The following is a 26043-nucleotide window of genomic DNA, read 5'->3' as shown; positions in this document are numbered from 1 at the left end:
TCTCAGCGATCGACGATCACCGTGACCTGCGCGGTCTGGCTGGCCGACGCCGCCACCGGGTAGGACGCCAGCTGCCCCGTGGCGCTGTAGCCTACGCTCGCGCTCACGGGCGCGCTCGCCGACAGCACGTAACCGGCGCCGCTGACCACCGGGACGGCGACGGACCCGGATGCGGGAACGGACACGGTGGTCGCCGAGCCGCCCGATGTCGGAGTGAGCGTGACGGATGCCGCGGCCTCCCCCGCTGCGATGGTGAGCACCGGTGACGGGCCCGCCGCGACGGCGACGATGGCATCGTCGGTGAGGCTCGGCGCCGCGGAGTACCACGCGAAATCCGAACCCTCACCGAGTCCGGTGGCCTGCCACACGGCGGCGACGACCGGGGCGGACGCGGTGACGGTCACAGTGACGCTTCCGGCCGCGAGGCCCGGAAGCTCCAGCTCGGTGGGGATCCCGGCCGCGAGCGGGATCTGCCGTGTCGAGAGCTGGCCGCCGCCGACCGCCGCGACCGTCACGGTCGCCGTCGTCGCGACATCGGCTGAGAGGGCGCGCAGCACCGTCACCGGCGACGAGCCCTGGGCGCCGACGGCCGATGACGGCATCGTCACTCCGGGGATCACGACCCGTGTCGCTGCCTCCGCCGTCGCGGTGATCTGGTCGATCCCACCAGGGAGCAGGGTGCGGGTGAGACTCGACTGCAGGGCGGCGACGATGGCGGCGCCCGTGGCGCTCACGCGCAGCACCGGAGCCTCTTCGCCGGGCACGAGGCCGGCCAGCGGCAGCACGCGCTGGGATCGCGCCGGGACGACGAGGTTCTGACCGCCGGTCGGGCTCAGCGCGCCCTGCGAGCCGTAGGCCGTGATGTCGACCGTGGCCGGTACGTCCTCGGGGTTGGTGAGCACCACGACATCGGCGTATCCGGTCGTCGCGGCACCGCCCACGAGCCACTGCTGGGAGCGAGACGAGGTGCAGGCGCTGGCGGCGAATCCGCGCAGATCGTCGGCGCTCACCGAGCCGGACTGTGCGGCGGCCACGCCGACGCGAGCGCCGTTGGCCGGCGCCTGAGTGATCGTGGCCGGCGCGGAGCCGGGCACGGCCGGGCTGGAGACCCGTCCGAGGACCGGGTCGCCACCCGAGGCCGACGCCGTCGTCACCGCGACCGGACCCGCGTTGTCGAAGGCCGCGATGTCGGTGGAGCTGCGCCCCACCCCGATGAGCGGGCCGGTGCACGCGAGCGTCGTCGAGGATGCGGCCGGGGCCGCCGTGACGGCCGACTTGTCCGCGGCGACGGTCGGCCAGGGCGCAGCCGCGGCGACACCCACGGCGAGGACGAGCGCCACGGCGACGGCGGCGCCCACGATCAGACGCGTGGACGTGGCCGCCCAGAACACGACGCGTTCGCGGGTCATCGGTCGTCCTCCCGAGCGCGCGGACCCACGACACGCGGGGTCTGGCGGGCGAGTCGCCGAGACGCGGCGGTCGGCAGCGAGAGCAGCAGCGCGATGACGACGATGGCGAGCTGCCCCACCCCGACCAGCGTGGCGGTGGCGGTGACGGATGCCGCGGCATCCGCTCGGGGCACGACCCCGGCGCGCACGGCCCAGAGCTCCCCCTTGGGAGTGAGGCCGACATCCGCGAGCTGCGCGTTCTGGTTCAGGGCGGCGGCTGCGGCCAGACGGGTCGCGCGAGCCGCGTCGGTCTCAGAGCCCGGCAGCGTCGGGATGAGGATGTATCCCACACCGGCGGAGGCGAGCGCCGCGAGCGGAGCGTCGGCGCCGGAGGAGAGGGTGTCGACGACCAGACCGGCGAACTGGACGGACGCCCCGGACGCCGACGTACGCGTGGCGAGCAGGGTCGACTGGCCGTCGAGGGTGGCGCCGCCGTTCCAGACGACGTCGAGAGAGATCGCTCCCGAGGAGAGCGGAGTGACGACGGCGGTCGCGACGTTCGGCGTGGTACGGGTCTGCGCGTCGACGAAGGCGGGCACCGTCGAGTCGGGGCCGTTGGTGATCTCGAGCGCGCCACGCCGCTCGGACGCGAGCAGCGGCAGGACGGCTGCCGCGCCGAGCACGACCAGGACGGCGATCGTGACGCCGCGTGCCGCCGCGGCCCGGACCGGCAGCCCAGCATCGAGCGTGACGAGCGCAGCGCCGACGACCCCCGCCCACGCCAGACTGAGAGCCGCGCCCGGCCACAGCGCGACGGGCGTGCCGTCGGCGGCGAACGCGACGCTCACCCCGACGGCGAGGAACGCCGTGCCGAGACCGAGGACCACGAGGATGAGGGCCGCGGCCCCCACGAACCAGCGCGGCGTGAGCAGCGAGGCCAGCGCCACGATCGCGAGCGGGGCCAGGAGCAGCGCCGGCGCCCACGTGGGGAGCCCGGGCAGGTGAGCGGAGACGAGCTGCTCCCACCCCCCGAGTCCGTCCACGGGGAATCCGGCCACGAGCGCCAGGCGACCCGCGGCATCCGCGCTCGCCCCACCGGAGACGGTGATGCCCGGGTCGGCCAGGAGGCCCCACGGAGTGCCGGCGTTGACCTGTGCCCAGGCGAGGGGCAGGAAGACGACGACGGCCGGGATGATCGTCCACACGACCTGCGCGACGCCCGGCCCCCCGCGCGCGACCACTGTGGAGATGACGGCCAGCACCCACAGCGCCACGAGCGCAGGAGCGAGGGACGGCGACGCCGCCCAGACCACCACCATCACGAGGGAGGCCGTGCCGGCGGAGGCCCACGACCGATGCGCCACCGCGCCGGCGTAGAGCAGCCACGGGAGGGCGAGGTGCGCGATCAATGCCGCCGGCCGACCGTCGACGAGCGCCACCAGGAAGGTGGGTGCGAGCGCCCACAGCACCGCAGCGAGGATGCGCAGCGAGTCGCGGGAGGTGATCCGGGTGGCGGCGAACCAGCCGCCGAGAGCAGCGAGCGGCAGCGCGGCGATCCAGAGCACGACCAGCGCGCGCGACGGTGCCCCGGGAGAGAGGGTTCCGATCAGCGCGAGCAGGGCGGAGAACGGATCGGAGGGGATCGCGGCGTCCAATCCGACCGAATGGGCGCCGTACAGCGCGTTCGCCCAGAGCTGCGAGAGCGTCGATGACAGCGGAGCCAGTGCTCCTCCGCCGAGCGTGGGCCAGGCCAGCAGAGCCGGGAACGCCGCGATGGAGACCACGAGCGCGGCCAGCACGACCCAGGCTCCGCCACCGGCGAAGAAGCGCAGCTCCTCGCGCGTCGGGCGGGCCGCGGCATCCGGATCACCGTCGGCCTCGACCCGCGTTCGCAGGTCGGAGCGGGAGATGCGCAGCAACGACAGAGACGACCACGCAGCCACCCGCGCGCGGCGGATGCGTGAACGCGACCGGGCGAGCGCGGCGGGCCGCCAGGCGGCGACGAGACCCGCACCCCATTCGGGGAGCACGAGCGCCGGGCTCTTGGCCACCAGGTGCATCACCGTGCGCCACAGAGTGATCGGGAGCAGGGTCAGCCAGTGGAGCGGGACGGCGCCCGCGGGGGCGTACGCGAGGCGCCGATGCAGTTGGGCCGTGCGGGTCGCGAACGCCCGATGCCGACGGCGACGACGGGTGTCGGGGCTCGGCAGACCGGCGACACCATCACCCGCCACCGCGACCACGGCGCGGGGCTGCACGGTCACGCGATGCCCGGCGAGTCGGGCCCGGATGCCGAGGTCCAGCCCCTCGTCGGCACCGGCGAGCGCGTCGTCGAGACCGTCGAGCGCCCGCCACACCGAGGTGCGCACGAGCATGCCGCGCACGTCGGCGCCGAGCACGTCTTCCACGTGGTCGTGCTGGCCCTGGTCGAGTTCGTCGTCCGCCAGGCCGATACGGCGCCCACCGTGGGTGAGGGTCTCTCCGAGCGAGACGATGAGCGCGGTGTCGTCGGCGCTCACGACCTTCGGGGCGACGACCGCGACCGTCTGGGAGATCTCCAACGCGCCGACCAGGCGCGCGAGAGCATCGGGGGCGGGGGCGGTGTCCTGCGCGAGAAGCCACACCGCGTCGCCCGAGAGGCGCGCAGTCGCGAGCCGCAGGGCCTCCGCGAACGAGACGGCCGACCCCGCCGTGATGACGCCTTCGGCACCAGAGGTCCCGGCGATGTCGAGCACTTCGACGGTTCCACCGCACACGACGATGGTCAGCGCGTCGATCTGACGGGTCTGCCGGGAGAGCGCGTCGAGCGTGGCGCGAAGATGCGCCGCGGCCGGGACGCGCCCGTCGGGGCGGACGACGAGGAGGGCGTGGACACGGTCGGGCATGACGTGGTCAGCCTAGGTGAGCGTCGACGCACTCCCCCGCGCCGCGCCGAGCGGCGCCGCATTGGGTGGAGGTCAGGCGCGTCGCTTGAGCTTGCGGCGCTCCCGCTCGCTCAGCCCGCCCCAGATGCCGAAGCGTTCGTCGTTCTCGAGCGCGTAGTCGAGGCATTCGCCGCGGACGTCGCAGGTGGAGCAGATGCGCTTGGCGTCGCGGGTCGATCCGCCCTTCTCGGGGAAGAACGCCTCGGGGTCCGTCTGCGAGCAGAGAGCGTCGGTCTGCCACGAGAGCGGATTGTCGTCGTCGACCTCGGGGCGGCGTACGCCCGGGACGCCCAGGAACACCGGATCGACGAACCAGTTGCCGGGAACACTCGATCGGTACTGCGATGCCGACATCTCGTTCTCCCCTCCGCGTCCACCCGAAGCGCGTATGTAAATTACAGCGGTGTCATTCGGATTGGTCAAGTCGCGGATCATAAACACTCAACCATGAGTCGAAGGTTTGCGACGCGCCGGTCTGGCAGAGGTTTCAGCCCGCGTTCCCACCCGGCTCAGCCACAAACGCCTCACCCACGCCCGACAGCCGCACCACGGACTCATCGGCTGTCAGGAACACCGCGCCCCCGGGGACGAGAGCGATGGAGGTCGCGGCCTCACCGCCCGCGACCGACGGGGTCCCGGCCGTCGCCAGCACGATCGCCGGACCCGAGATCGGCACCTCGACCGCACCGCCCTCGAGGCTCACCCGGGTGAGCGCGAAGTCGGGGATCGCCGGCGCGTAGCGTCGCACCGCGCCGGACACGACAGGCGCCAGCAACGGTGGCGCCGACGGACGGGTGTCGACGATGCGCAGCAGTTCGGCGACGTCGATGTGCTTCGGCGTCAACCCTCCCCGCAGCACATTGTCGCTCGCGGCCATCAGTTCCACCCCGAGGCCCGACAGGTAGGCGTGCAGGATGCCGGCCGGCAGGTAGACGGCCTCGCCGGTGCCGAGAGACACGTGGTTCATGAGCAGCGCGACCACGACGCCGGGGTCGCCCGGATTCATCGCCGCGACGCGGGTGAGGGCCTCGAGGCTCGCGGTGGGCTCGGCGGCGAACGCCGCGCGGGCCGCGGCATCCGGGGACTGCAGCGCCGCACCGACCGCGGCGGTGACCTCGTCACCCTCGCCCAGCACCCACGCGAGCACGTCGGCGAGCACGTCGGCATCGTCGTCCCCGGCGAGCCGGTCGGCGAGAGCGGGGACGCCGAGCGCCTCGACGAGAGCCCGGGATGCCGCGACCGGCCGCAGCCCTGCCAGCGCGTCGAATCGGGCGCTCAGCGCCACCAGGATCTCGGGCTTGTGATTGTCGTCGCGGTAGTTGCGCGCCGCGTCATCGCGCGCGAGCCCCGACGCCTCCTCCGCGGCGAACCCGGCCTCGGCCTCGGCCTTCGACGGGTGCACCTGGATCGAGAGGGGCGCCGCGGCGGCGAGGAGCTTCAGCAGATACGGGAGGGGGCGTTCGCCGCGCGCCGTCAGCCACGCGTCGAGCGTCGGGGACCCCGGTGCGCCGACGAGCGCCGGAGACGCCGGATGGTCGCCGAACCAGGTCTCGGCCTCGGGCCGGCCCGACGGCGCACGGCCCTCGAGGTCGGCGATGAGAGTACTCGAACCCCAGGCGTAGTCGCGCGGAGCGTTGGACAGCGTCACGATCACCCTGTCAGCCTAGGCGGGCGCGACTACGCTGAGATCACGATGGCCGTGCACTCGAGACACCCGATCGCCGCGCCGCCCGCCGCCCCGCTCCGCGAGACGACCCCGCACCTGCTGCTGCGCGCGTGGTGCCTCGTCGCGCTCGTTATCCTGGTGGGTCTCCCTCTCTGGGCATCGCTGCTCGGCCCCGACGTCGCCGAGCTGCTGCTCGCCGCCTCGCTCGTGGCCACGCTCGCGATCTGGCTCTTCGGCCGCGGGCGCCTCGCCTGGCGCCGGCTGCCGTGGGCGGCGCTCGCGTTCGTCGTCGTCGCGGCGACGACCATCGCCCTCTCCCCCGATCGGGCGACGCTCTGGCCCGCGGCACTCGCTCTCGCGTCCGCCGCGGTGCACGGCCTCTTCCTGGCGAGTGTGCTGACGTGGGTCGAACTCGTGATCGCGCTTTCGTCGGCGGCGTCGTGGGTGCTCGGGGCCGGACTCGCGCTGGAGGCGTGGGCGGCGACCGTGCTGCGCGGACCTCTCGAGGGCGCGACCGGGCTCCTCGTGAGCGACGGATCGCTCTGGCGTCTCGGCTCGATCACCGGTGGCCTCGGATCCCCCGACGTCCTCGCGGCGACGGCCCTCACCGGCCTCATCGCGACCGGCGCCCTGCTGCGTGCTCGGGCATCACGGCGCGGGGTGCGCGGGATCGTCCTGGCGCTGCAGCTTGTGATGTTCGTGCACGCCTGGTCGCCCGCGGGCGCGGCGGCCGCACTCGCGGTCGGGCTCGTGCTCACCACCCAGCTCCTCATGCGGACCGTGCGGCGTTTCGGCGGACGCACGCCGCTGTACGCCGCGTACGCGGCCGCCGCCGTGGTGCTCTCGCTCATCGTGGTCGTGCTGTGGCCGCGGGAGGTGACCATCGCTCCGGCGTGGAGCGGCCTCTGGCTCACCGCCGGCCCCGTCGCGACGGTGCTCGGCGCCGCGGCACTGGCCGGCGCCGTGTGGCGATCGTGGTTCTTCGGCGTGGACCGACCGAGATGGGACATCCGCGACGACCGTCCCTACTCGGCGCTCACACTCGTGCCGACCCTCGCGCTGACGGTGACCCTCATCCACTCGGCGACCTCGCCGGCCGGGCTTCCGCCGTCGGCGTGGGCACTCGTCGTCGCCGTGACGTTCGCGATCAAGCGCGCGCCGCGTGTGACCGGCGATGCGCCCGCGCGCGGCGCCGCCTCGGAGCAATGGCGGTCTCGATGACGGATGCCGCCTCCGCCCGCCCGCCGGCAGACCCCCTGACCACGCTCCTCGGCTCCGACAGATTCGCGCACGCCTTCACGATGACCGCTTTCCTGGTGGTCTGCTGCCGCACTGTCATCGAACGGACAGCGGGTATCGCGACCTACGTCACCATGGTGGCGGTGCTGTCGGTGCTCGCGGTGGCCGTCCTCCTCGCCCACCGGCGCGTCATCTCCCTCCCCCGGCTGACCACGCCGCTCGCCGTCGGATTCGTCGGGTGGGCCGCCCTCAGCCTGCTGTGGAACACCGACCCTCAGGCCGGCCTCGTCTCAGCGGTCTCGATCGTCGCGATCGCGCTCGTCGGGGTCGCGATCGCGAACACCCGCGACACACTGGAGGTCGTGCACGCGCTCGCCAACGTCGCGCGCATCGTGCTCGTGCTCTCGCTCGCCCTCGAACTGCTCGCGGGTGTCTTCCTCGACCATCCCATCGACATCCTCGGCATCCAGGGCAACATCGCCTCGCTCGGACCCGTCCAGGGCATCTTCGGCACCCGCAACGCCCTCGGGTTCACGGCGGTGATGGCGATCGTGACCTTCGTGATCGAGTGGCGAGCGAACACGGTCTCCCCGTGGCTCTCGCTCGGCTCCGTGCTGCTCGCCGGAGCGCTCGCCCTCCTCACGGGATCGCCGATCGTGCTGGTCGTCGCGATCGCCGGCGCGGTGGCGACATCCGTTCTGCTGATGGTTCGGCACACACGGGCGCCGTATCGGTCCGCCGTGCAGTGGACCCTCGGCGCCGCCGTGCTCGCCAGCATCGTGCTGGCCTACCTGCTGCGCCAGCGCCTCATCACCCTGATCGGCGCCGACAACGACATCAACGCACGCTACGACCTGTGGCTCACGGTGCTGCGATTCGTGCGCAGCCACCCCTTCCGAGGATGGGGCTGGTTCGGACCGTGGATCCCCGGCGACATGCCGTTCTCGGCCATCAACGCCAGCCTGGGCACGACCAACCTGTCGGCGCTGAACGCCTTCTTCGACGCGCTGCTGCAACTCGGCTGGATCGGGTTCGTCCTGTTCTTCGCGCTCTGCGCGACGGCCTTCGTGCGTTCATGGATCGACGCATCCAACCGGCGCTCGGTCGTCTACGCGTGGACGCCGCTCGTGCTCGTCGCCCTCATCGTCTACTCCTTCTTCGAGAGCTTCGCCCTCTCGGGATTCGGATGGCTGCTGCTCGTCGTCTGCGCGACGCGCGCCTACGAGCACCAGTCGCTGTGGGAGTGGCGAGGAAGGCTCGGTAGGATGTGAGGGCTATGGCCGCCGCATCCCCTGCCTTCGACGTGCCCGCCACCACCTCGTTCGACCCCGCGTCGGCGACGATCGCGATCGTCACCTACAACCGGTCGGCGCTGCTGTCGAAGCTTCTCGACAGCATCATCGCGATGGATCCGAAACCGGGCCACGTCGTGATCGTCGACAACGCTTCGGGCGACGACACCACCGAGGTCGTCGAGAGCTACCGGGAACGTCTCGGCACCGAGCTCGTCTACCGCCGGCTCGAGGAAAACACCGGTGGCTCGGGCGGGTTCAGCGCCGGGATGCAGGTCGCGTACGAGCTCGGCAGCGAGTGGATCTGGCTCATGGACGACGACGTGGAGGTCATCTCCGACGGACTCGCGCGCATGGGCGCGTGGGCACCGCGGTTCAAGAGCATCCAGGGGCGCCGCTACGACTACGACGGCAGCGAGTTCTACTGGCAGTACCGCCTGTCGATCCCCCTCGGCATCCCCATCCCGTTCGCGCCCGCGGGGTTCGATGGCGCTGGCTACCGGGAGATGAACTCCGGGTGCTTCGAGGGCATGTTCATCCACCGCTCGATCGTGGCCGAGATCGGCCTTCCCGACCCCCGCTTCTTCATCTACTGGGATGACTCGGTCTACGGCTGGCTCGCCTCGCTGCGCACCACCGCGGTCATCGTCAACGAGTTCGTCCTCACCCGCACGCGCGAGATCCGCCAGTGGGACATGGGCATCCGGCACCTGAACGCGTCGAGCGACGCGTACCGCTACTACATCATGCGCAACCGCGGGATCATGCGGCACTACTTCGCCGAGCACGGCGCCTACCGTCCGGTGCGTTTCGCGCTCGGCACGGCGCTCACGTTCGTCAAGGAGATCATCCGTCTGCTCATCGTCGAGCGGAAGGTGCGCGGCACCAGCAATCTGTTCCGCGGCATGCGCGACGGCCTCGCGATCGCCCGCGACCGGTCGTGGGCCGTCATGCCCCCGCTGGAGGGATGAGCGTGGCCGACGAGCGCCGCACCCGGGTGCTCATCGTGACGGGCGACCTGATCGGCGAGAAGATGGCCGGTCCGGCGATCCGCGTCTGGAACATGGCCGAGGCACTGGCAGACGCATGCGATGTACGGGTCGTGTCGTGGAACCGCATCGAGCGCACCAGCGAGCGCTTCGGCCTGCATGCCGTGCACGAATCGGATGACGCGGCGATCGCGGTGCACGAGCAGTGGTGCGACGTCATCGTCGTGCAGGGTGTCTCGTTCCGCATGTTCCCGTCGGTCCGCACGTCGGCGAAGATCGTCGTCGCCGACCTCTACGACCCGTTCCAGCTCGAACAGCTCGAACTGAACAAGTTCTCCGACGAGCGCACCTGGAACGAGGAGGTGCGGAAGGCCGTCTCGTTGATCAACGAGCAGCTCCTCCGCGCCGATGCCGTGCTCTGCGCCTCGGAGCGCCAACGGGACCTGTGGCTCGGCGCGCTGTCGACCCTCGGGCGACTCAACCCGTCCACGTACCGTGCCGACGAGACCTTCTCGTCCTTCGTCCGCATCGTGCCGTTCGGCCTCCCGGTTGCACCGCCGGTGCGTACACGGCCGGCCCTCAAGGGCATCGTCCCCGGAATCGACGACGGCGACGTGGTTCTGATCTGGGGCGGCGGCATCTACAACTGGTTCGATCCGGTGTCGCTCATCGAGGCGATGGGCGTACTCCGCGACTCGCATCCCCACGTGAAGCTGTTCTTCCTGAGCGCGAGCCATTTCAACCCCGACGTGCCCGAGATGCAGGTCGTCGCCGACACTGTCGGCGCCGCCGAGCGCCTCGGTCTGCGCGACCGCACCGTCTTCTTCAACGACTCCTGGGTCGACTACGACGACCGGGTCAACTACCTCCTCGACGCGGACATCGGCGTCAGCACCCATGTCGTGCACGCAGAGACCCGGTTCTCGTTCCGCACGCGCCTGCTCGACTACCTGTGGGCAGGGCTCCCGATCATCGCGACCGAGGGTGACACGTTCGCTGACGTCATCACCTCACAGGGGCTCGGCGCCGTCGTTCCCGAGAAGGATGCCGCAGCACTCGCGGCGGCGATCGCCACCCTCGCCGAGCCGGGGGCGCGCGCGGCCGCGGCGGCGCGGGTGCGCGCCGTGGCGGAGGCCTACACGTGGCCGCAGGCACTGTCACCCCTGGTCGATTTCTGCACCGCCCCGGTGCACGCCGCCGATCACGGCACACGTCCGGCCGGGCTGACCTGCGGCGACCGCTTCGAGCGCATCCTCGCGATGCCGCGCGGGCGACGGCGGGATCTCGCGCTGCTGCGCTATTACCTCACCAGCGGTGGATTCCGCCTCGTGCGCGAGAAGGTCGCCGAGCGGCGCGAGCGGCTCGGACGGAACGTCTGACCGGGTCGGTCACCCAGTGGTCAGCGGACCGCACTGCGTGATCTCGAGCAGTGACGTGTCGCCGTCGGTCGCGACCGGGGTGAACAGGCCCGCCTCGACGGCGGCGTGCACGCCGGAGAAGTGGTTCCCCGAGGGGTCCCCGCCGCCGAAGGCGTGGGGGTTGTAGAGCACGTACCGTACGCGCAGCGCGTCGAGCGCCTGGCAGACCGCCGGGTCGGTGCGGATGTCCTGCAGATGCAACGCGAGCAGCGACCGCTGCGGATCCCACTGTCCGTTCACGTGCGGGAAGACCGGCTCGCGGTCGCCGAACAGCAGCGACAGCCCCGACCCGTCCCACGGGTCGCCGATGACGCGCTGGCCGACGGGCACGATCATCGGCAGACGCGATGTCATGAACTCGATCTGCGCGGCGGAGACGATCGCCTCGGTGGCGTGCGAGGCCGGCATCGCGAACACGCGCCCGATCGAGGCGGACGCGCCGCCGGCGACCAGGGCCACGCCGGAGGTCGCGGTGACGACCCCGGCGAGGGCGAGCGCGCCGCCGCCGCGCGCATCGGCGCGGCGCAGCCACGCGGTCGCGGCGAGCACGCCGAGGGTCGCGAGGGTCACACCGATGACGGGCAGCACCGAGTCGATGCGGTAGCGGTCCTTGTACCAGAGCGCGGTCGCGAGCTTCGTGACGACATCGTCGGAGCCGGCAGAGGCCGCGAACAGCAGCGCGAGCACGGCATACGACACCACGATCCACCGCAGCCCGCGGGTACGCAGTGCGACGAGGACGCCGCCGACCACCACCGCGGCGAGCAGCACCGCCGGGAAGTTGACGGTAGGGCCCGTCGGCCACGCCTGCAGCAGCACCTGACCGAGGCCGTCGAGCACGCTCTGAGTGGCCTTGGCCTGCGGTCCGCCGAGACGGTCGTCGAGGGGGCGGGCGAACAGGCCGAGGCGCGCGACGAGGTACCAGAAGCCGACCGCCGCGACCACGACGAGGGCGATCACCACTCCGATGAGGCTCCACGTCACCGCGCGACGGGAGCGCCCACCGCGACGCCATCCGGCACGCACGAGCGAACCCGCGGTCGCGAGCACGAACGGCAGCAGCAGCACCGCCCAGCTCACCAGTACCCGTGGCTGGCCGAAGCCGATCGCGGCGGTGGCGGTCAGCGACATCCCCCCACCCCAGAGCAGCGCGGCGACACGGCGGGGGCCGCGCTCCGCGACGACCGCTCGCACCGCGAGCACCACGACCGCGACGCCCGCGGGCAGTAGCGCCGTGCCGAGGAAGGTCGGGTAGAGCGTGCCCCAGCTCAGCAGGGCGTAGGGCATCGCGCCGAAGGCGGCGCCGAGGGGAAACGCGACGAGCGCGACGATACCGCGCGGATGCCGCGGCACGAGCGCCTGCGCGAGCCAGGCCGCCCCGGGCAGCCAGATGCCGGCGACGACGGCGATCCACGCCGCGTTCACCGCGACGGGCACGGTCGCTCCGGTGACCTGCACGGTCGCGGCGACGATCGAGTGCCACCCCGACGGGTAGAACGCGAAGGTCTTGCCGGTCTCGATGATCGAGCGCAGCGTCAGCGAGGAGGCGTCGCCCGTGGAGAGGATGTGCGCGATCGCGGCCAGGTGGAAGTTGTTGTCGTAGGCCTGGCTGAACAGATCGGGCGACGGAACCTGCCAGAGCGCGATCACCGCGACGGCGAGCGCCGTGAGGATCCAGACGGGGAGCAGCCACACGACCCGCACACCGTCGGGACGCACCCGGATCCCTGGAAGGAGGCGGGTCGTCACGAACAGCACGATGGCGACGACGAGCGCGACGATGATCGGCGACACGGCGCTGAACGGCAGGTGCAGCGGCTGCGACACGATGCCCGCGACGCCGATTGCCATCACCCCGATAGGCCCGGCGAGCGCGACGCGCGAGAGCAGCCCCATGCGCACCGGCAGGGTGGCCGCGATCCCCGGGATCAGCACGACGGCGAGCGCGCCGACGACGACGGGCACGACCGCGAACCAGGCGGTCACGTCGCGTCCTCGATGATGCGCCGCCAGGCGGCGACGGATGTCGCGTCCCCCGCCGACGCGCGGAACCGCGCCGCCAGGCGCGGCCAGCCGAGCAGCAGGCGCGCGTGCCGCGCGGCGCTCGCGGCGGCCGCACCGATCACGGCGACGGCGGTCCCTGCGGGCGAACGGCGGGAGGCGGCATCCGTCATCGCGGTCATCGCCGCACGCACCGTCACGACACGGGTCGCGAGCCAGCCCGGGAGCGCGCCCGGTCCGGCGACGGCGTCGCGGGTCGCCCGTGCGCGCAGCGCCACCGGTGCGGTGTGGCCGCGGGAGAGGAGCTTCAGATCGCCGAGGAACGCGTGCAGCACCGTCAGACGCCCGTATCGGCCGGTCGAATGCAGCAGGGCGGTGATGAGCCGGTTGCGGTGCAGGAAGTACGCCTCCCACGTGTGGGTCGGGAGCTTCGATCCCCAGCCGAGGTGCCAGACGGCGACTCCCGGCAGGCTGACCGTCTCGACGCCCGCCGCCCCGGCGCGGAGGCCGAACTCGACGTCGTCGCCCTTCAGGAACAGCGGCTGGGCGAGCCCCACGCGCCGCAGCACCGCCGTCGGCAGCAGGCACATCCACCAGCCGTTGAAGTCGGAGCGCTCGACGCGGTGAAGGTTCTCGTGGCCCCGCCACGGCGTCTCGGCGAAGTCGACGTCGTAGGCGCCGTCGCGTCCGAGCGCGAACCACGAGATGCGGTCGTCCCACTGCTCGCTCTGCGCATACAGGCGCGTGGGCGCGTCGATGTGCAGCATCCCGCCGCCCACGACGACCTCCCGCGCGGCGTACCGGAAGAACGCGATCGCCCGCGCGATCGCCTCCGGCTCGGCACGCGCGTCGTCGTCGAGCAGCAGGACGGCGTCGCTGTCGCCCGCGGCGAGCGCCTCGAGCATCCCGCGCGAATAGCCGCCCGATCCGCCCAGGTTCGGCTGACGCACGATGCGCAGGCGGTCGCCGAGCAGAGCGGATGCCGCGGCGAACCCGTCGGCGTCATCGGGGTGGGCATCACCCTGGTCGACGACGACCACGCCCGCGAGAGAGGCGACCAGCGCCGGGTCGCCGCCGACCGCACGCAGCTGGGCGGCGCAGTCGTCCGGCCTGTTGAAGGTCGCGATGACGACGGTGACGGCGCCGCCGCGGCGGGGCGCGGCATCCGTCGTCCACCGAGCCGAGCGCAGCTCCAGACCGTCGACCGAGCGAAGATCGAGCCAGATCGCTCCGCCGTCGTCGAACCGGGCGAGGTCGAGCTCGACTCTCCGCTCGCCGGATCCGTCGATCGGGATGCGCCCGACCACGGCCGGGCGGGCGTGCGCGTCGGAGGCCACGACGTCGATCGTGCCGCGGCCCGCGGCATCCACCGTGAGAACCACCCGGCCGAGCGCCGCGTACCGGCGCCAGTAGGCGGCCGCGAAGGAGTTGAAATAGGTGCCGAGCGATACGGTGCCGCCCCCGGCGACGTGGAGAGTCTCGCGGCCCGCGATCTCGCCCGGCCCGTCGACGTACAGCGCGCGAGCCGCCGTCTCACCCTCGGGCGGGAAGACGGTGCGCTGCAGGACGAACGGCGCGGTCATCGAGCGTTAGGCGAGCGTGTTGTTCCACAGCGACAGCGCGGAGCCGATGGCCATGTGCATGTCGAGGTACTGGTAGGTGCCCAAGCGCCCGCCGAAATGGACATCCTTCTCGCCCCGGGCGAGCTCACGGTACGCGAGCACGCGCTCACGGTCGGCGGGGGTGTTCACCGGGTAGTACGGCTCATCGCCCGGCTCCGCGAACCGCGAGAACTCCCGTACGATCACCGTGCGGTCCTTCGGGTACCGGTCGGCGCGCTCGGGGTGGAAGTGCTTGAACTCGTGGATGCGGGTGTACGGGACATCCGCGTCGGCGTAATTCATGACGCTCGTGCCCTGGAAGTCCGCGACCTCCAGCACCTCCTGCTCGAAATCGAGCGTGCGCCACGACAACGCGCCCTCCGCGTCGTCGAAGTAGCGGTCCACCGGCCCCGTGTAGACGACCGGCACCTGACCGACCACGGCCTGCTTGTGCAGCGGCTGCGACGCGTCGAAGAAGTCGGTCGACAGCTTCACCTCGATGTTCGGGTGATCCGCCATCCGCTCCAGCCACGCCGTATAGCCGTCGACCGGGAGGCCCTCCCACGTGTCGTTGAAGTAGCGGTTGTCGTACGTGTACCGCACCGGCAGCCGGCTGATCACCTCCGCCGGCAGCTCCGCCGGCGCCGTCTGCCACTGCTTCGCCGTGTAGTCGCGAATGAACGCCTCATACAGGGGCCGGCCGATCAGCCCGATCCCCCGCTCCTCGAGGTTCGCCGCCGCACGCGCATCGAACTCGCCCGCCTGCTCCGCGACCAGCGCCCGCGCCTCGTCAGGCGTGTACGCCGCCTGGAAGAACTGGTTGATCGTGCCGAGATTGATCGGCAACGGGAACACCACACCACGATGCGTCGTATACACCCGGTGCACATACGACGTGAACGCCGTGAACCGGTTCACGTACTCCCACACCGTCGCGTTCGACGTGTGGAACAGATGCGCGCCGTACCGGTGAATCTCGATCCCCGTCGAGACCTCGTCCTCCGAATAGGCGTTGCCACCGATGTGATGACGGCGCTCCAGCACCGTCACCTTCCGACCGGATGCCGCAGCCCGCTCCGCGATCGTCAGACCGAAGAAGCCCGAGCCGACTACGAGCAGATCCACGCGGACCTCTGCGCCTCAGTCGACCGTGCGTGAAGATCGTCGCAGGTGCTCACGCGGCGGGCTCTGCGTCGCGATCGAGGGCTCGCGCCCGATCGTCAGCCGCCCGTCGCATGCGAGCTCCGAGACGATCGAACATGATCTTCCGCAGGATAAAGTTCCACGCGAAACCGACCACGATGGCGACGAGCTTCGACCACAGCACGTCCATGTCAAGCAACTGCGTGCACACCCACAACACGACATCGTTTACGACCAGACCCGCGGCGCCGATGAGCACGAACAGTGCCATCTCGACGTACGGATAGGCGGTTCTCGAGAACACCCACAGCACACTGAGCACATAGTTGACGATTGTTCCGAGTGCAAAACTGATCGTCCCGGCCGTCAGCACCTCGACGTGAAGGACGTGCGTCAACAGCAGAAGCGCGCCGGTATCGACAACCGCGGCGACCGCTCCCACCACGAGATACCGGAGCATCTGCAGGAGCCCGTTCTGTGTGCGGTAGACCACCAGTCGGCGGAACAGTTCGGCGAGGCCCAACTCCCGATAGATCTCGGCCGCCCGATCGCGTTCGAGACGCACTCGCTTGATCATCTACACTCCTGAACCGGTCGATCCGCGGGGCGGATTCAAGAATCCAGCCGCCTGGACGTCACCGAGCGACGCTAGCATGACGCGCCTGTACGACATCAGTAGGCCCGTCAACCGTACGTTGCCAGAATCGCTCCCAATGCCACGATAAGCATGCCGATGCCGAACGCGAAACACACCCAGCGAGCGACGATACGTCCGCAGGAGAGCGTCGCGCCGGCGATGGCAAGCAGGAGCAAGGGGAAGATGTAACGGTGTTGCGTTCCGATTGAGTGGTACGAGATGTACAGCACCGTCGGTATGTACACGATGGTGGCAAGGATCCCGAGGCCCGCGCCGCGCGCGATCAGTGAATCGCGCGCACCGAAAGACGCCGCGCCGCGCGCAGACGCAACTGCCACCCAGCCGAACGCGACGGTTTGCGTGATCAAGCCAAGAAGTCGCTGTAACCCGGAGTCCGGCATCGCATCGCGGCTGATCGGATCCAGCAGAGTGCCCGCCGCTTGCACGATGGCCGCGGGCAAGGACATCGACGTTCCCATGAGTGTCGTATTGAGACCACCGTCGGGGAGTTGTCCCGGAACGAGCGACATCATGCGCCAGCCGTTCCACGCAAGCTGGACCCCCAGAGGAACCATCGCGAGGACCACCACGCCGGTGCGAGCGCGAATCCATGTGCGCAACGAGACGGACGCAGTTCCCGAATCGGATAGCCGCACGAGTCCCGCGCATAAGACGACGACCGACGCGAACGGCACGAAGTTCGGTTTGACGAGGCCTATTACAGCTGCCACGGCTGTGACGGCGACCATCGCCCACCGCCCGCGCAACCGCGACCCGAAGATCCATAGCGCGACCCCCGCGGCGAGCGGCGCCAGGGAATCGGGGTTGATCGTGGACCCGAGGAAGAGCATCCACGGAATGGCGACCGCAACGCAGGCTCCGCCGATCGCCGCGGCGATCGGCGCGCGGAGGCGCCGCAGCCCGGCGTAGAACGCCGCGGCGCCCAGAGCCAAGAAGAGTCCGGACGCCAGGCGTGCGCCGTTCCAATAGGAGACTCCGACCGTGTGGTGAAGCACCGCAGAGACGAGCGCAGCGGGGTAGTAGAACACCGGAGCATACATCAGCACGTAATTCACACCGCGTGGAGCCACCGCGTCGACTGGCGCGACGTTGACGCAGTCGAACCCGGGGATCTGGCCGCGACAGGACACCTCCAATGCGGTGAACGCCTCCTCGCGCGACCCGACTGGAGGTAGCGAGAACGGGTTGCGCAAGAGCTTGAGGATGTAGTCGAAGTGCGCCGCTTCGTCCAGCGACCCCACGCCCCGATATCCGAACGCCTGATAGGCACACGCGGTCAGCACGACCGAGAAAAGGAGGAGTACGACGACGATGTCGACGAGACGAGCGCTCACGCGCATACTCGTCAGCGGCCGGATGGCACGACCTTGTATATCCAGAGCGCGACCCCCCCTTGAGCGTAGGTCCCCACCTGTTGTACGCATTGCTGAGAGAGCGCGGTGTCACTCAGCACGTAGCCCACGTTGTGCTGCGCAAACTCGCTACAGGAATCGAACGTCACCGCGGCGACGTCGCCGGCCGGATTGGAGACCGTCGGCTCGCCCGATCCCGGAACCCATCGGACATGTGCGAGACGGTTCCACTGGAACTCGAAGCGGTGAGCAGGGTCGATGAGGTTCCACATCGTGGTGTTCGGGTAATTCTGAACACCGCCGAAACCCACGACGCCCGACTGGAACAGCACGGCCATCGGCACCATGCCGCCGACGTTTACCCATTGCGCGCCGGGGTCCTCGGCACGGATCCGCTGCACTGCCGATCCTGCTTCCGTTTGCGCGACAGTCACGAAGCCGCGAGTCAGAGGGTTCACGCCACCACCGATGAGACATGCGACGAGCAGAACTGCGATCGATCCGACAGCGACCCGCGCCCGCGCGAACGCGACGATGGCGCCCGCCAGGAGCATCATCGACATCACCCACCACGAGGAGGCGGAGAGCGCGCCCGGGTCGGCGACCCAGAGCAACGCCGCGATACCCAGCGTCACCGCACCGAAGGCACCCCCGAGACGGAGCGCCGCGGACCACGACCACGGCCGATCGAGACGGCGCAGCCGGGTGACCAACACGACCGGAGTCACGACGAGCAGGAAGACGAAAGCCATCCGCGCGCGGTTCGCCGTCGTGAGGTCCAGCAGGAAGAGATGGGTGAATCTGCTCAAATGCGGGATATACAAGAACGCAAGGATCAGCGCGTGCGCGAAGACCACGGCGACAGCGACGGCGTCGATCCGACGCCCCACGCGCCATCCGACATAGATGCATGCAACAAGCGGCACACAGAGGAAGAGGCTGATCATGATCGCCGTGGACGCCTCGGACTGATTCGCACTCACGAAGGCCGAGGACGTGTACAACGCGTCTTGGAAGGGCGCGGAGAACAACTGGATCAGGTTTCCGAAGTCGCCAGACCCGGAGGGTGTGTGCCGGTCGCCGGGGTAAGCGGTATTGAGCAGCGCCGACACCGCGACGCGATGCTCCCACAACCAGACGAGGAAGACGACGGATGCCGCGAATCCGGCGATCACGAGAGGAAGCGCCGTGCGGCGTAGGGCCGCCCAGCGCTCACCGCGCGGAGCTTCGACGGTCACGTGCACGATCCACCCGACGGTGCAGATCGCCGCGGGGACGAGCACGGCGATGATGTAAGGGAAATAGATCGCCATCATCGTGGTCACACCGATGTAACCCGTCGCGCCGGCTGCGAGGAAGCGAGGCCACTTGCGCCGCGCTCGTGACGCGACGATAACGGCCGACAACAACGCAAACCCGAACGCGATGGGCCAGATGTTCCCCGGCAGATACCACCACTGGACGATCGGCGACAGGCCCGCTGCTACCGCCAGACACGCTGCGGCAAACGGAGCACGGGGCAGCAGCAGGACGACGAAGACGTACGCGCTCGACAGAGCCGCCGCGAGCGGCAGCCACCACCAGACGGCGAACGCATTCGCGAGCGGGAGGAAGAGGAACGCGGCCGCATGCGGTCGGAAGACCATCGACCAGCTCCACGCTGGAGCGTCGTTGTAGATCGCAGAGTCGAGGCCGCCGTACATCGAGGGATTGATCTCGCTGAAGCCGTGGACGGCCTGAGAGGCAATCCATCCCGACTGCACCACCCACTCGTCGCTTCTGATCGCGCGCAGGTTCCCGAACAACACGCCGGCATCCGATCCCGACGAACCGGTCAACTGCTCGTACAGCAGCGGGCGTGACGATCCGGATACCCCCGCGGCTGCGGCAACAGCTGTGAGGACGAGCATCAGGAGCGGGAACCAGAAGAGCACGACGGCGTTCGGCATGCCGCTGGCCCGCGGAGTCGTCACTCGCGTATGCCATGTCAGCGCATGCCCGTAAGCGGAGCCGAGCCAGCGGCGTCCTCGATTCATCCAGATCATCGCCGCAAAAGCTCCTTCGTCACCGATCCGCCGCCCCGCGGCGCGCACACCATCATCGCAGCAATCGGTTCGCGGGGCCATGAACGGCGACCCCATAGGATGATCGCGTGACCGCGCTGGACCACGCACGAACGAGGCGATGGCTGGCGGCCTCGCTGATCTTCGCGGGTCTCCTCGCGATCGGATTGGCTTGGGCGGGCGCGAGCCCTCTTTTCGCGGGTCCTGACGAACCTCGCCACATGGCGACGGCATATGCGACGTACCACGGCCAAGTCGGCCACAGCGATATCATCGTCCCCTCGATGTTCGCCAGCGCGGCGGCCGAAGCACCATGCTTCGCGCTCAATCCTTCCGCGACGGCGGACTGCCTCGTGATCGCGGCAGGACCGGACGTCGAGGTGGCCTCGCAATTCAGCTCGTACAGCCCGCTGTACTACATGTTGGTGGGCTGGCCGACGTTGTTCCTTCACGGAGAGTATGCGCTGTATGGAATGCGGGCCGCGAACTCACTCTTGTTCGCACTGGTGCTGACTGCCGCGATCATGATTCTTCACCCGCGGGGCCGCAAGTCCGCGGCGTTGTGCGGCATGCTCGTGTCGCTGACCCCGATGGCTCTGTTCTTGAGCGGCGTGGTGAACGCGAGTGCGCTAGAACTGTCGTCAGCGTGTCTGGTGGCGTCCCTCGCGGTGCGCGCGTTCCAGACGACACGCGCGTCTTGGGTCATCTGGAGCGGACTTGCCGGCAGCGTTGCGCTGCTGAGCCTGACACGCCCACTCTCTCCCCTGTGGGCGGGGGCGATCGTCGCGGCGGCGTTGCTGAGCTCCCCGATCCGCGTGCGCGATCTCCTGCGCGACGCAGGGGGCCGCGCCGCCGTCGCCGCCGGACTGTCGATGACCGCCGTCGCGGCGGCGGTCGCATGGGCGCTGGCTCATCCGACGCAGTTCATCGTCACGCAGCCGCCGCCCGCCTCATTGCAGGACGCTGTCGTGATCTTCGTCAAGCGGCTCCTCCTGGACACCCCGACCATGATCACCCAGATGGCCGGGGTGCTCGGATGGCTCGACACCCCCGTGGGTTGGGCCCTCGTCGCGTTCCTCGTAGGCCTCGGCGCCTTCGGAATCGTCGCGTTTCCCCAGGCATCCGGGCGCGCACGCCTCGTGGTGTTGGGATTGACCCTTTTCACGGTGTGCGTGCCTATCGCACTGACGACCGCACTGTGGTCGGGTACCGGATGGCAGGGCCGCTATTCCTTGCCCCTCGTCGCGGCCATCGGAGTCGTTCTGGGTTGGCACGCGACAGCGGATCGACGCATGCGACGCGTCTTCGTCGTGCTCGCCGTACTCATGGTCACTGCCGCTGTTGTCGCGTTCGCGGTCCAGTTCGTCCGCTATGCCTTCGGCCTCAACCTGGACGACTCCTGGTCCAAAGTCGCCTGGACTCCGCCGGGATCGTGGGCGCTCTGGTCGGCGACACTCGGGGTCGGGCTGCTCGCGTTCGTGATCGGCCTGCGCCTCGTCGTGGGCCCGCATGACCGAATCCGTGAACGTCGATCGTTTCGCCCGTTGAATGCGCAATCCCCCGCGTAGCATCTTTTCATGCGTCTCGCGTCCCCCGCCGTACACCAGCTCATAGCCACGATCACCGTCCTCGTCGTCGCGGCCTTCTCGCTGTCGGCGTGCGGGACGTTGCCCGGGAGTTCGGTCTCCCCGGCGACATCGCCGTCCACGCAGGAGGCGTCATCCCCTTCTCCGACCAGCTCGGCGGGCTCTAAGCCCTCGCCATCCGAGAGCGCCCCAGCGATTTCGACACCCACTGTCGATGCGGCGACGGTGGTTCTGGCGACCTACGGCGCGGACGGAGAGACGATCTACGCGTCCGGAATTGTCCCCGGACTTTCCGAAGACTCCGGCACCTGCACGCTCACAGCTTCAGGAGCTTCGGGCCCGGTGTCGGCGTCCGCGCCGGCGCACGCGGCCGGCGGCAGCGTGAACTGCGGGCGTATCACGGTCCCGGTGAGCGTGGGCACCTGGTCGATCACGCTCCGCTACACCTCCCCCGATGCGTCCGGCGAGTCGGCTCCGACGGAAGTAGTCATCGGATGACACAGACCCTCTCGCGCGCAACGCGCCTCCGGCGCGCCGCAATCGCAACGATTGCGCTCGTCACCGTCGCACTGTCGGCGTCGATCTCCGTCATCAACGCCCCCACCGCAGACGCTGCGGCGGCGAGCGATTTCCAGGCCGGTGACATCATCTCCGACGCAAACTTCTTCAACTCGTCGGCTCTGTCCGCGGCGGGCGTGCAGGCGTTCCTCGCATCCCAGGTGGCCCAGTGCCCGGCCTCTAACGGGCAGCCCTGCCTCAAGGACTACACGCAGAGCACGCCCGCGGTTGCCGCAGATTCGTACTGCTCCGGAGCCTCGGGCGGTCTCAAGACCGCTGCGCAGATCATCGCCGACAGCGCGGTGGCCTGCGGCATCAGTCCCAAGGTGCTGATCGTTATGCTGCAAAAAGAGCAAGGACTCGTCACCGCGACATCGCCGACCACGTACGCCTACCTTCACGCGATGGGACAGGGCTGCCCGGACACGGCCGCGTGCGACACACGGTACTACGGCTTTTTCAATCAGGTCTATTACTCGGCGCGGCAACTGCGCATCTACATCGCGCAGCCATCCTGGTGGGCGTACCAGCTCGGCAACAACAACATCTTGTACAACCCCAACACGAGTTGCGGCACGAAAAGCGTGTACATCCAGAACGACGCGACCCGCGCCCTGTACATCTATACCCCTTACACGCCCAACGCAGCCGCGCTCGCGAACCTGTACGGGACGGGCGACGCTTGTTCGACCTACGGAAACCGCAATTTCTGGCGCCTCTATTCAGACTGGTTCGGTTCGCCCACGGGATACCCCGTGCTGGGAGACATGGGGGCGAGGTGGCAGGCGATCGGCGGATCGTCGAGTCCGATCGGCAACCCCGTAGCCGATGAGGTGTGCTCCTGGAGCGCCGACAACACGAACTGCTACCAGAACTTTGATGTCGGCGCGATCAGCTGGACGCCGGCCACCGGCGCGTGGGAGACGTATGGGTCCATCCGCGCACTGTGGGCGAGCTTGAACTACGAGCGCGGATACATGGGATATCCGACGTCGGGACCGACCAACACCCCGGGACGTGCGTACCAGAAGTTCCAAGCTGGTTCGATCGGATGGTCGGTCACGAACGGGGCGTTCGTCGTGCTCGGTGCCATGAGCAGCCGTTGGATCGCGACCGGAGCGACGACGGGGCCATTGGGATCTCCGGTGGCGAAAGAATCATGCGCGAACGGCGGCTGCACGCAGGCATTCGAGACCGGACTCACCGCGTGGACGCCGTCGACCGGCGCATGGGATGTCGACGGCTCGCTCGCGATCGCGTGGACGCAAGCTGGCGGTGCGAGCGGTTCACTCGGCTATCCGACTGCCGCCGCCCTGACGGCCGCGTCCGGAACGTATCAGACGTTCCAGGGAGGGTCGATCGTCTCGACAGCGCAGGGAACGATCGTCGTCAGCGGCGCCATCAACCAGAAGTGGCTCACTCTCGGCGCGATGACAGCAACGGGAACGCTAGGCGCCCCGGTCACAGCTCAGAGCTGCGATTCCGCCGCGACGCCCGCGAAGTGCGTACAGAGGTTCGAGCGCGGCTCGATCAGTTGGTCCGCGAGCGGAGCCTGGGAGACCACCGGCGCCATCGATGCCGCATGGCAAGGCTCGGGGGGGCTGACCGGCTCGCTCGGGCCCGCGACCCAGGCCGCCGCGACTGGCTCGAACGGAACCGTGTCGCAGGTGTTCGCAGGCGGCATCATCGTCTCTTCGGGTAGCGGCGCGTACCCGGTCACCGGGGACATCTTCTCCCGGTGGACCGCGATCGGCGGGACCACCGGTCCGCTCGGATCACCCACCGGCCCACAGGTGTGCGGGACGAAGGACAACGGCTGCTATCAGAACTTCCAGAACGGCGCCATCAGCTGGACCAGCGCGACCGGCGCCTGGGAGACGTACGGCGACATCCGCACCCGCTGGGCCCAACAGGGCTATGAGAACGGCGCACTCGGGTACCCCACCGGCGCACCCGTGAACACCTCGGGCCGTGCCTCTCAAACGTTCCAAGGCGGCTCGATCGCCTGGGCCCCGGGTAGCGGCGCGTACCCGGTCACCGGGGACATCTTCTCCCGGTGGACCGCGATCGGCGGGACCACCGGTCCGCTCGGATCACCCACCGGCCCACAGGTGTGCGGGACGAAGAACAACGGCTGCTATCAGAACTTCCAGAACGGCGCCATCAGCTGGACCAGCGCGACCGGCGCCTGGGAGACGTACGGCGACATCCGCACCCGCTGGGCCCAACAGGGCTATGAGAACGGCGCACTCGGGTACCCCACCGGCGCACCCGTGACGAGCGGAAGCACGGTGACGCAACGCTTCCAGGGCGGGGTCTTGACCGTTCCGTAGCACGCACGGACGCACACCGCGTTCCGTCGCGGAACCGCATCGACATCCGATCCACCTCACGGCACCTGCGACATGGAGCTGGAACACGCCGAAACCCCGCGAGCTCTCTCGAGGAGAGCGTTCGCGGGGTTTCTAAAGAGAAAGGCCCTTACTCGGACTTCTCCTCGTGGTACTCCTGCTCGACGTTCACGTCCCAGATGTTCGACTTGTCCGTGCGTCCGGTGAGGATGTTGTTGACGGCTTCGATTGCCGTCAACATCGAGTGGTCCTGGTTGTTGTAGCGGTGCATTCCGTTTCGGCCCACGAGGAAAAGGTTCTCGAATCCATCGACGAACGAGCGCACCTCATCGAACCGGCGGTACGCGCCGAAGTACGCGGGGTAGGTCTTCTCGACGCGGAGCACCGTCCCCTCGAGGAAGTCCGCCTGATCGATGATTCCGATCTTCGCGAGCTCGGAGACGCCGAAGGCGATGAGATCGTCATCGGCCATGTTCCAGAGGTGATCCCCCTCTTGCACGAAGTACTCCATGCCGACCCACACCGTGTCGGGGTCGTTGACCATGTAGGGACTCCAGTTGTTGAACACCTGGAGGCGGCCCACGAGTACGTCGGGCTCCTGGATGTAGATCCAGTTGTCGGGTACACGACCGGCCACACCGTCACGATCGACCGCGCCGGGGATGGAAAGCTTCTTCACGACGAGACCAACCGTAATGAAGTCGCGATACGGAAGCGCCGCAGCCACGTCGCTCACGTTCGACGGAACATCGACGTCCTGGATCGAGGCGATGAGGTCCTTCACCGGCATCGTGCTGATGAAGTAGTCGCCCTCGACGCGTGAGAGCTCGCCGGTCTTGTTGTCTCGCACGTCGGCGGCCACGATGCGGTTTCCGTCCGCGTGGAGTCCGACGACAGAGTGCTCCATCGCGATGGAGCCGCCCTTCTCCTCGACGCGCTCGGCCACCTTCTCCCACAGATATCCAGGCCCGAGCTTGGGGTAGAGGAACGACTCGATGAGGCTGGTCTCGACGTCCTTCTGCGCGATGTCCTTCGGCTTGTTGCGGCTGAACGTTTTCTTCACGGCATGCGCGAGGGTCTTGGAGATCGACAGGCCTTTCACCCGCTGGGCTCCCCAGTCCGGCTCGATGTCGCTGACCGGCACACCCCACACCTTCTCCGTGTACGACTTGAAGAAGGTGTCGTAGAGCTCACGCCCGAAGCGGTTGATGTAAAACTCCTCGAGCGAGACCTCCTTCAACGGGATCAGGCGTGCGCGAATGTAGGAGAAGCCGATCTTGGTCAGGCGCCACAGGCCGAGATTCTTCATCGTCGACCACTCGAGGGTGATCGGGTAGTTGAAGAAGGAGCGGAGGTAGTAGATCCGGCTGAGGCGGCTGCGCACCAGCATCACGTCGTCGGTCGTTTCCGGATCGACGCCGTCCGCGTCACCCTCGAACGGGCGCGATTTACCCTGATACTTCAAGGTGAACGTCTCGCCGCCGGTCTTTTCCGGAGGAAGGATGTTGAGCCACCACTCCATGACCGTGTCGGATTTGGAGAAGAATCGATGTCCACCGATGTCGATCCGGTTGCCCTTGAAGTTCACCGTCTTCGAGATGCCACCGATGTCGCTCGAGCCCTCAAAAACCTGAGGGACAACGGGCTCCGGACCCTCGTCTGCGCGGGTGAGGAACTCGTAGGCGGCGGTGAGTCCGGCAGGGCCGGCTCCGATCACGACGGCCTTTTTCGACATAAAAACTCCAGGTAGTGCGGACACGGGCGCTCGCCAGACGCGCGACATGAGACCGTCACGGGGCAACCCCGCAACGCTA

The 26043-nt window shown here is 69.1% G+C and carries 18 protein-coding genes; 7 read left to right on the top strand and 11 right to left on the bottom strand.

Going from position 1 to position 26043, the window contains the following annotated elements:
• Nucleotides 1–2: 2 nt before the first annotated feature.
• The 4 genes from RR49_RS11755 to manA form a co-directional block, all read right to left on the bottom strand.
• The gene (locus RR49_RS11755; protein ID WP_045248275.1) at nucleotides 3–1409 is read right to left on the bottom strand and encodes a DUF5719 family protein; all 1407 of its coding nucleotides are present in this window, start codon (nucleotides 1407–1409) and stop codon (nucleotides 3–5) included.
• Nucleotides 1406–4273: a glycosyltransferase gene (locus tag RR49_RS11750; RefSeq protein WP_045248274.1), complete on the bottom strand. Its 2868-nt coding sequence runs from the start codon at nucleotides 4271–4273 to the stop codon at nucleotides 1406–1408. Before RR49_RS11750 ends, RR49_RS11755 begins: the two co-directional genes overlap by 4 nt.
• A gap of 72 nt (nucleotides 4274–4345) precedes the next feature.
• Nucleotides 4346–4666 (bottom strand): WhiB family transcriptional regulator, encoded by a 321-nt coding sequence (locus RR49_RS11745; RefSeq protein WP_048808915.1) that lies wholly within the window; start codon nucleotides 4664–4666, stop codon nucleotides 4346–4348.
• A gap of 133 nt (nucleotides 4667–4799) precedes the next feature.
• Nucleotides 4800–5966, bottom strand: coding sequence for a mannose-6-phosphate isomerase, class I (manA, locus tag RR49_RS11740; protein ID WP_045248273.1), 1167 nt, complete (start codon nucleotides 5964–5966; stop codon nucleotides 4800–4802).
• 39 nt (nucleotides 5967–6005) lie between these two features.
• Here manA and RR49_RS15885 point away from each other — a divergent pair, with 39 nt between their 5' ends.
• Genes RR49_RS15885 through RR49_RS11720 form a run of 4 tightly spaced genes read left to right on the top strand, consistent with a single transcriptional unit; the run spans nucleotide 6006 to nucleotide 10877 of the window.
• Complete coding sequence (locus tag RR49_RS15885; protein WP_045248272.1) at nucleotides 6006–7199, top strand: hypothetical protein; 1194 nt, start codon at nucleotides 6006–6008, stop codon at nucleotides 7197–7199.
• A complete protein-coding gene (locus tag RR49_RS11730) occupies nucleotides 7184–8488 on the top strand; it encodes an O-antigen ligase family protein (RefSeq protein ID WP_084603888.1) in 1305 nt (434 codons plus the stop codon). The genes RR49_RS15885 and RR49_RS11730 overlap by 16 nt, the downstream gene beginning before the upstream one ends.
• Before the next feature lie 5 nt (nucleotides 8489–8493).
• Nucleotides 8494–9480 (top strand): glycosyltransferase, encoded by a 987-nt coding sequence (locus tag RR49_RS11725; RefSeq protein WP_048808914.1) that lies wholly within the window; start codon nucleotides 8494–8496, stop codon nucleotides 9478–9480.
• Entirely contained in the window at nucleotides 9477–10877 is a 1401-nt protein-coding gene (locus tag RR49_RS11720; protein WP_245610986.1) for a glycosyltransferase, read from the top strand. The genes RR49_RS11725 and RR49_RS11720 overlap by 4 nt, the downstream gene beginning before the upstream one ends.
• Nucleotides 10878–10886: 9 nt before the next feature.
• On the opposite strand, the gene RR49_RS11715 is transcribed toward RR49_RS11720, so the two are convergent.
• From RR49_RS11715 to RR49_RS11690, 6 genes are all read right to left on the bottom strand, one after another.
• Nucleotides 10887–12902 carry a DUF6541 family protein gene (locus RR49_RS11715; protein WP_045248271.1) on the bottom strand — a complete coding sequence of 672 codons (2016 nt, stop codon included), beginning with the start codon at nucleotides 12900–12902 and terminating at the stop codon, nucleotides 10887–10889.
• Nucleotides 12899–14500 (bottom strand): glycosyltransferase, encoded by a 1602-nt coding sequence (locus tag RR49_RS11710; RefSeq protein ID WP_048808912.1) that lies wholly within the window; start codon nucleotides 14498–14500, stop codon nucleotides 12899–12901. Before RR49_RS11710 ends, RR49_RS11715 begins: the two co-directional genes overlap by 4 nt.
• Nucleotides 14501–14506: 6 nt before the next feature.
• Nucleotides 14507–15643, bottom strand: a complete 1137-nt coding sequence (gene glf, locus RR49_RS11705; RefSeq protein ID WP_045248270.1) for a UDP-galactopyranose mutase — start codon at nucleotides 15641–15643, stop codon at nucleotides 14507–14509.
• A gap of 49 nt (nucleotides 15644–15692) precedes the next feature.
• Nucleotides 15693–16238 carry a GtrA family protein gene (locus RR49_RS11700; RefSeq protein ID WP_045248269.1) on the bottom strand — a complete coding sequence of 182 codons (546 nt, stop codon included), beginning with the start codon at nucleotides 16236–16238 and terminating at the stop codon, nucleotides 15693–15695.
• A 107-nt stretch (nucleotides 16239–16345) separates the two neighbouring features.
• Nucleotides 16346–17653, bottom strand: a complete 1308-nt coding sequence (locus RR49_RS11695; protein WP_045248268.1) for a glycosyltransferase family protein — start codon at nucleotides 17651–17653, stop codon at nucleotides 16346–16348.
• Nucleotides 17654–17664: 11 nt separating this feature from the next.
• Nucleotides 17665–19764 carry a DUF7657 domain-containing protein gene (locus RR49_RS11690; RefSeq protein WP_157013192.1) on the bottom strand — a complete coding sequence of 700 codons (2100 nt, stop codon included), beginning with the start codon at nucleotides 19762–19764 and terminating at the stop codon, nucleotides 17665–17667.
• 59 nt (nucleotides 19765–19823) lie between these two features.
• Between RR49_RS11690 and RR49_RS11685 the strand changes: the two genes are divergently transcribed.
• Genes RR49_RS11685 through RR49_RS15170 form a run of 3 tightly spaced genes read left to right on the top strand, consistent with a single transcriptional unit; the run spans nucleotide 19824 to nucleotide 24211 of the window.
• On the top strand, nucleotides 19824–21302 hold the full coding sequence (locus RR49_RS11685) for a DUF2142 domain-containing protein (protein ID WP_048808909.1): 1479 nt from the start codon (nucleotides 19824–19826) through the stop codon (nucleotides 21300–21302).
• A 9-nt stretch (nucleotides 21303–21311) separates the two neighbouring features.
• Nucleotides 21312–21818, top strand: a complete 507-nt coding sequence (locus tag RR49_RS15710) for a hypothetical protein (protein ID WP_157013191.1) — start codon at nucleotides 21312–21314, stop codon at nucleotides 21816–21818.
• Nucleotides 21815–24211, top strand: a complete 2397-nt coding sequence (locus RR49_RS15170; RefSeq protein WP_048808907.1) for a LasA N-terminal domain-containing protein — start codon at nucleotides 21815–21817, stop codon at nucleotides 24209–24211. Before RR49_RS15710 ends, RR49_RS15170 begins: the two co-directional genes overlap by 4 nt.
• A gap of 148 nt (nucleotides 24212–24359) precedes the next feature.
• On the opposite strand, the gene RR49_RS11670 is transcribed toward RR49_RS15170, so the two are convergent.
• Nucleotides 24360–25964, bottom strand: coding sequence for an NAD(P)/FAD-dependent oxidoreductase (locus RR49_RS11670; protein WP_045248265.1), 1605 nt, complete (start codon nucleotides 25962–25964; stop codon nucleotides 24360–24362).
• Nucleotides 25965–26043: the final 79 nt, after the last annotated feature.

This window comes from Microbacterium ginsengisoli (genome assembly GCF_000956535.1).
Taxonomy (GTDB): Bacteria; Actinomycetota; Actinomycetes; order Actinomycetales; family Microbacteriaceae; genus Microbacterium; species Microbacterium ginsengisoli.
The sequence above is the reverse complement of the archived record's forward strand: the minus strand, read 5'-3'. Positions and strand labels throughout refer to the sequence as shown.

Excerpts from the sequence above, each read along its gene's own strand:
- RR49_RS11710 (WP_048808912.1), bottom strand. The coding sequence starts at position 14,500 with ATGACCGCGCCGTTCGTCCTGCAGCGCACCGTCTTCCCGCCCGAGGGT.
- RR49_RS11750 (WP_045248274.1), bottom strand. The coding sequence starts at position 4,273 with ATGCCCGACCGTGTCCACGCCCTCCTCGTCGTCCGCCCCGACGGGCGC.
- RR49_RS15885 (WP_045248272.1), top strand. The coding sequence starts at position 6,006 with ATGGCCGTGCACTCGAGACACCCGATCGCCGCGCCGCCCGCCGCCCCG.
- RR49_RS11670 (WP_045248265.1), bottom strand. The coding sequence starts at position 25,964 with ATGTCGAAAAAGGCCGTCGTGATCGGAGCCGGCCCTGCCGGACTCACC.
- RR49_RS11725 (WP_048808914.1), top strand. The coding sequence starts at position 8,494 with ATGGCCGCCGCATCCCCTGCCTTCGACGTGCCCGCCACCACCTCGTTC.
- RR49_RS11720 (WP_245610986.1), top strand. The coding sequence starts at position 9,477 with ATGAGCGTGGCCGACGAGCGCCGCACCCGGGTGCTCATCGTGACGGGC.
- RR49_RS15710 (WP_157013191.1), top strand. The coding sequence starts at position 21,312 with ATGCGTCTCGCGTCCCCCGCCGTACACCAGCTCATAGCCACGATCACC.
- RR49_RS11730 (WP_084603888.1), top strand. The coding sequence starts at position 7,184 with ATGGCGGTCTCGATGACGGATGCCGCCTCCGCCCGCCCGCCGGCAGAC.
- RR49_RS11745 (WP_048808915.1), bottom strand. The coding sequence starts at position 4,666 with ATGTCGGCATCGCAGTACCGATCGAGTGTTCCCGGCAACTGGTTCGTC.
- RR49_RS11700 (WP_045248269.1), bottom strand. The coding sequence starts at position 16,238 with ATGATCAAGCGAGTGCGTCTCGAACGCGATCGGGCGGCCGAGATCTAT.
- RR49_RS15170 (WP_048808907.1), top strand. The coding sequence starts at position 21,815 with ATGACACAGACCCTCTCGCGCGCAACGCGCCTCCGGCGCGCCGCAATC.
- RR49_RS11755 (WP_045248275.1), bottom strand. The coding sequence starts at position 1,409 with ATGACCCGCGAACGCGTCGTGTTCTGGGCGGCCACGTCCACGCGTCTG.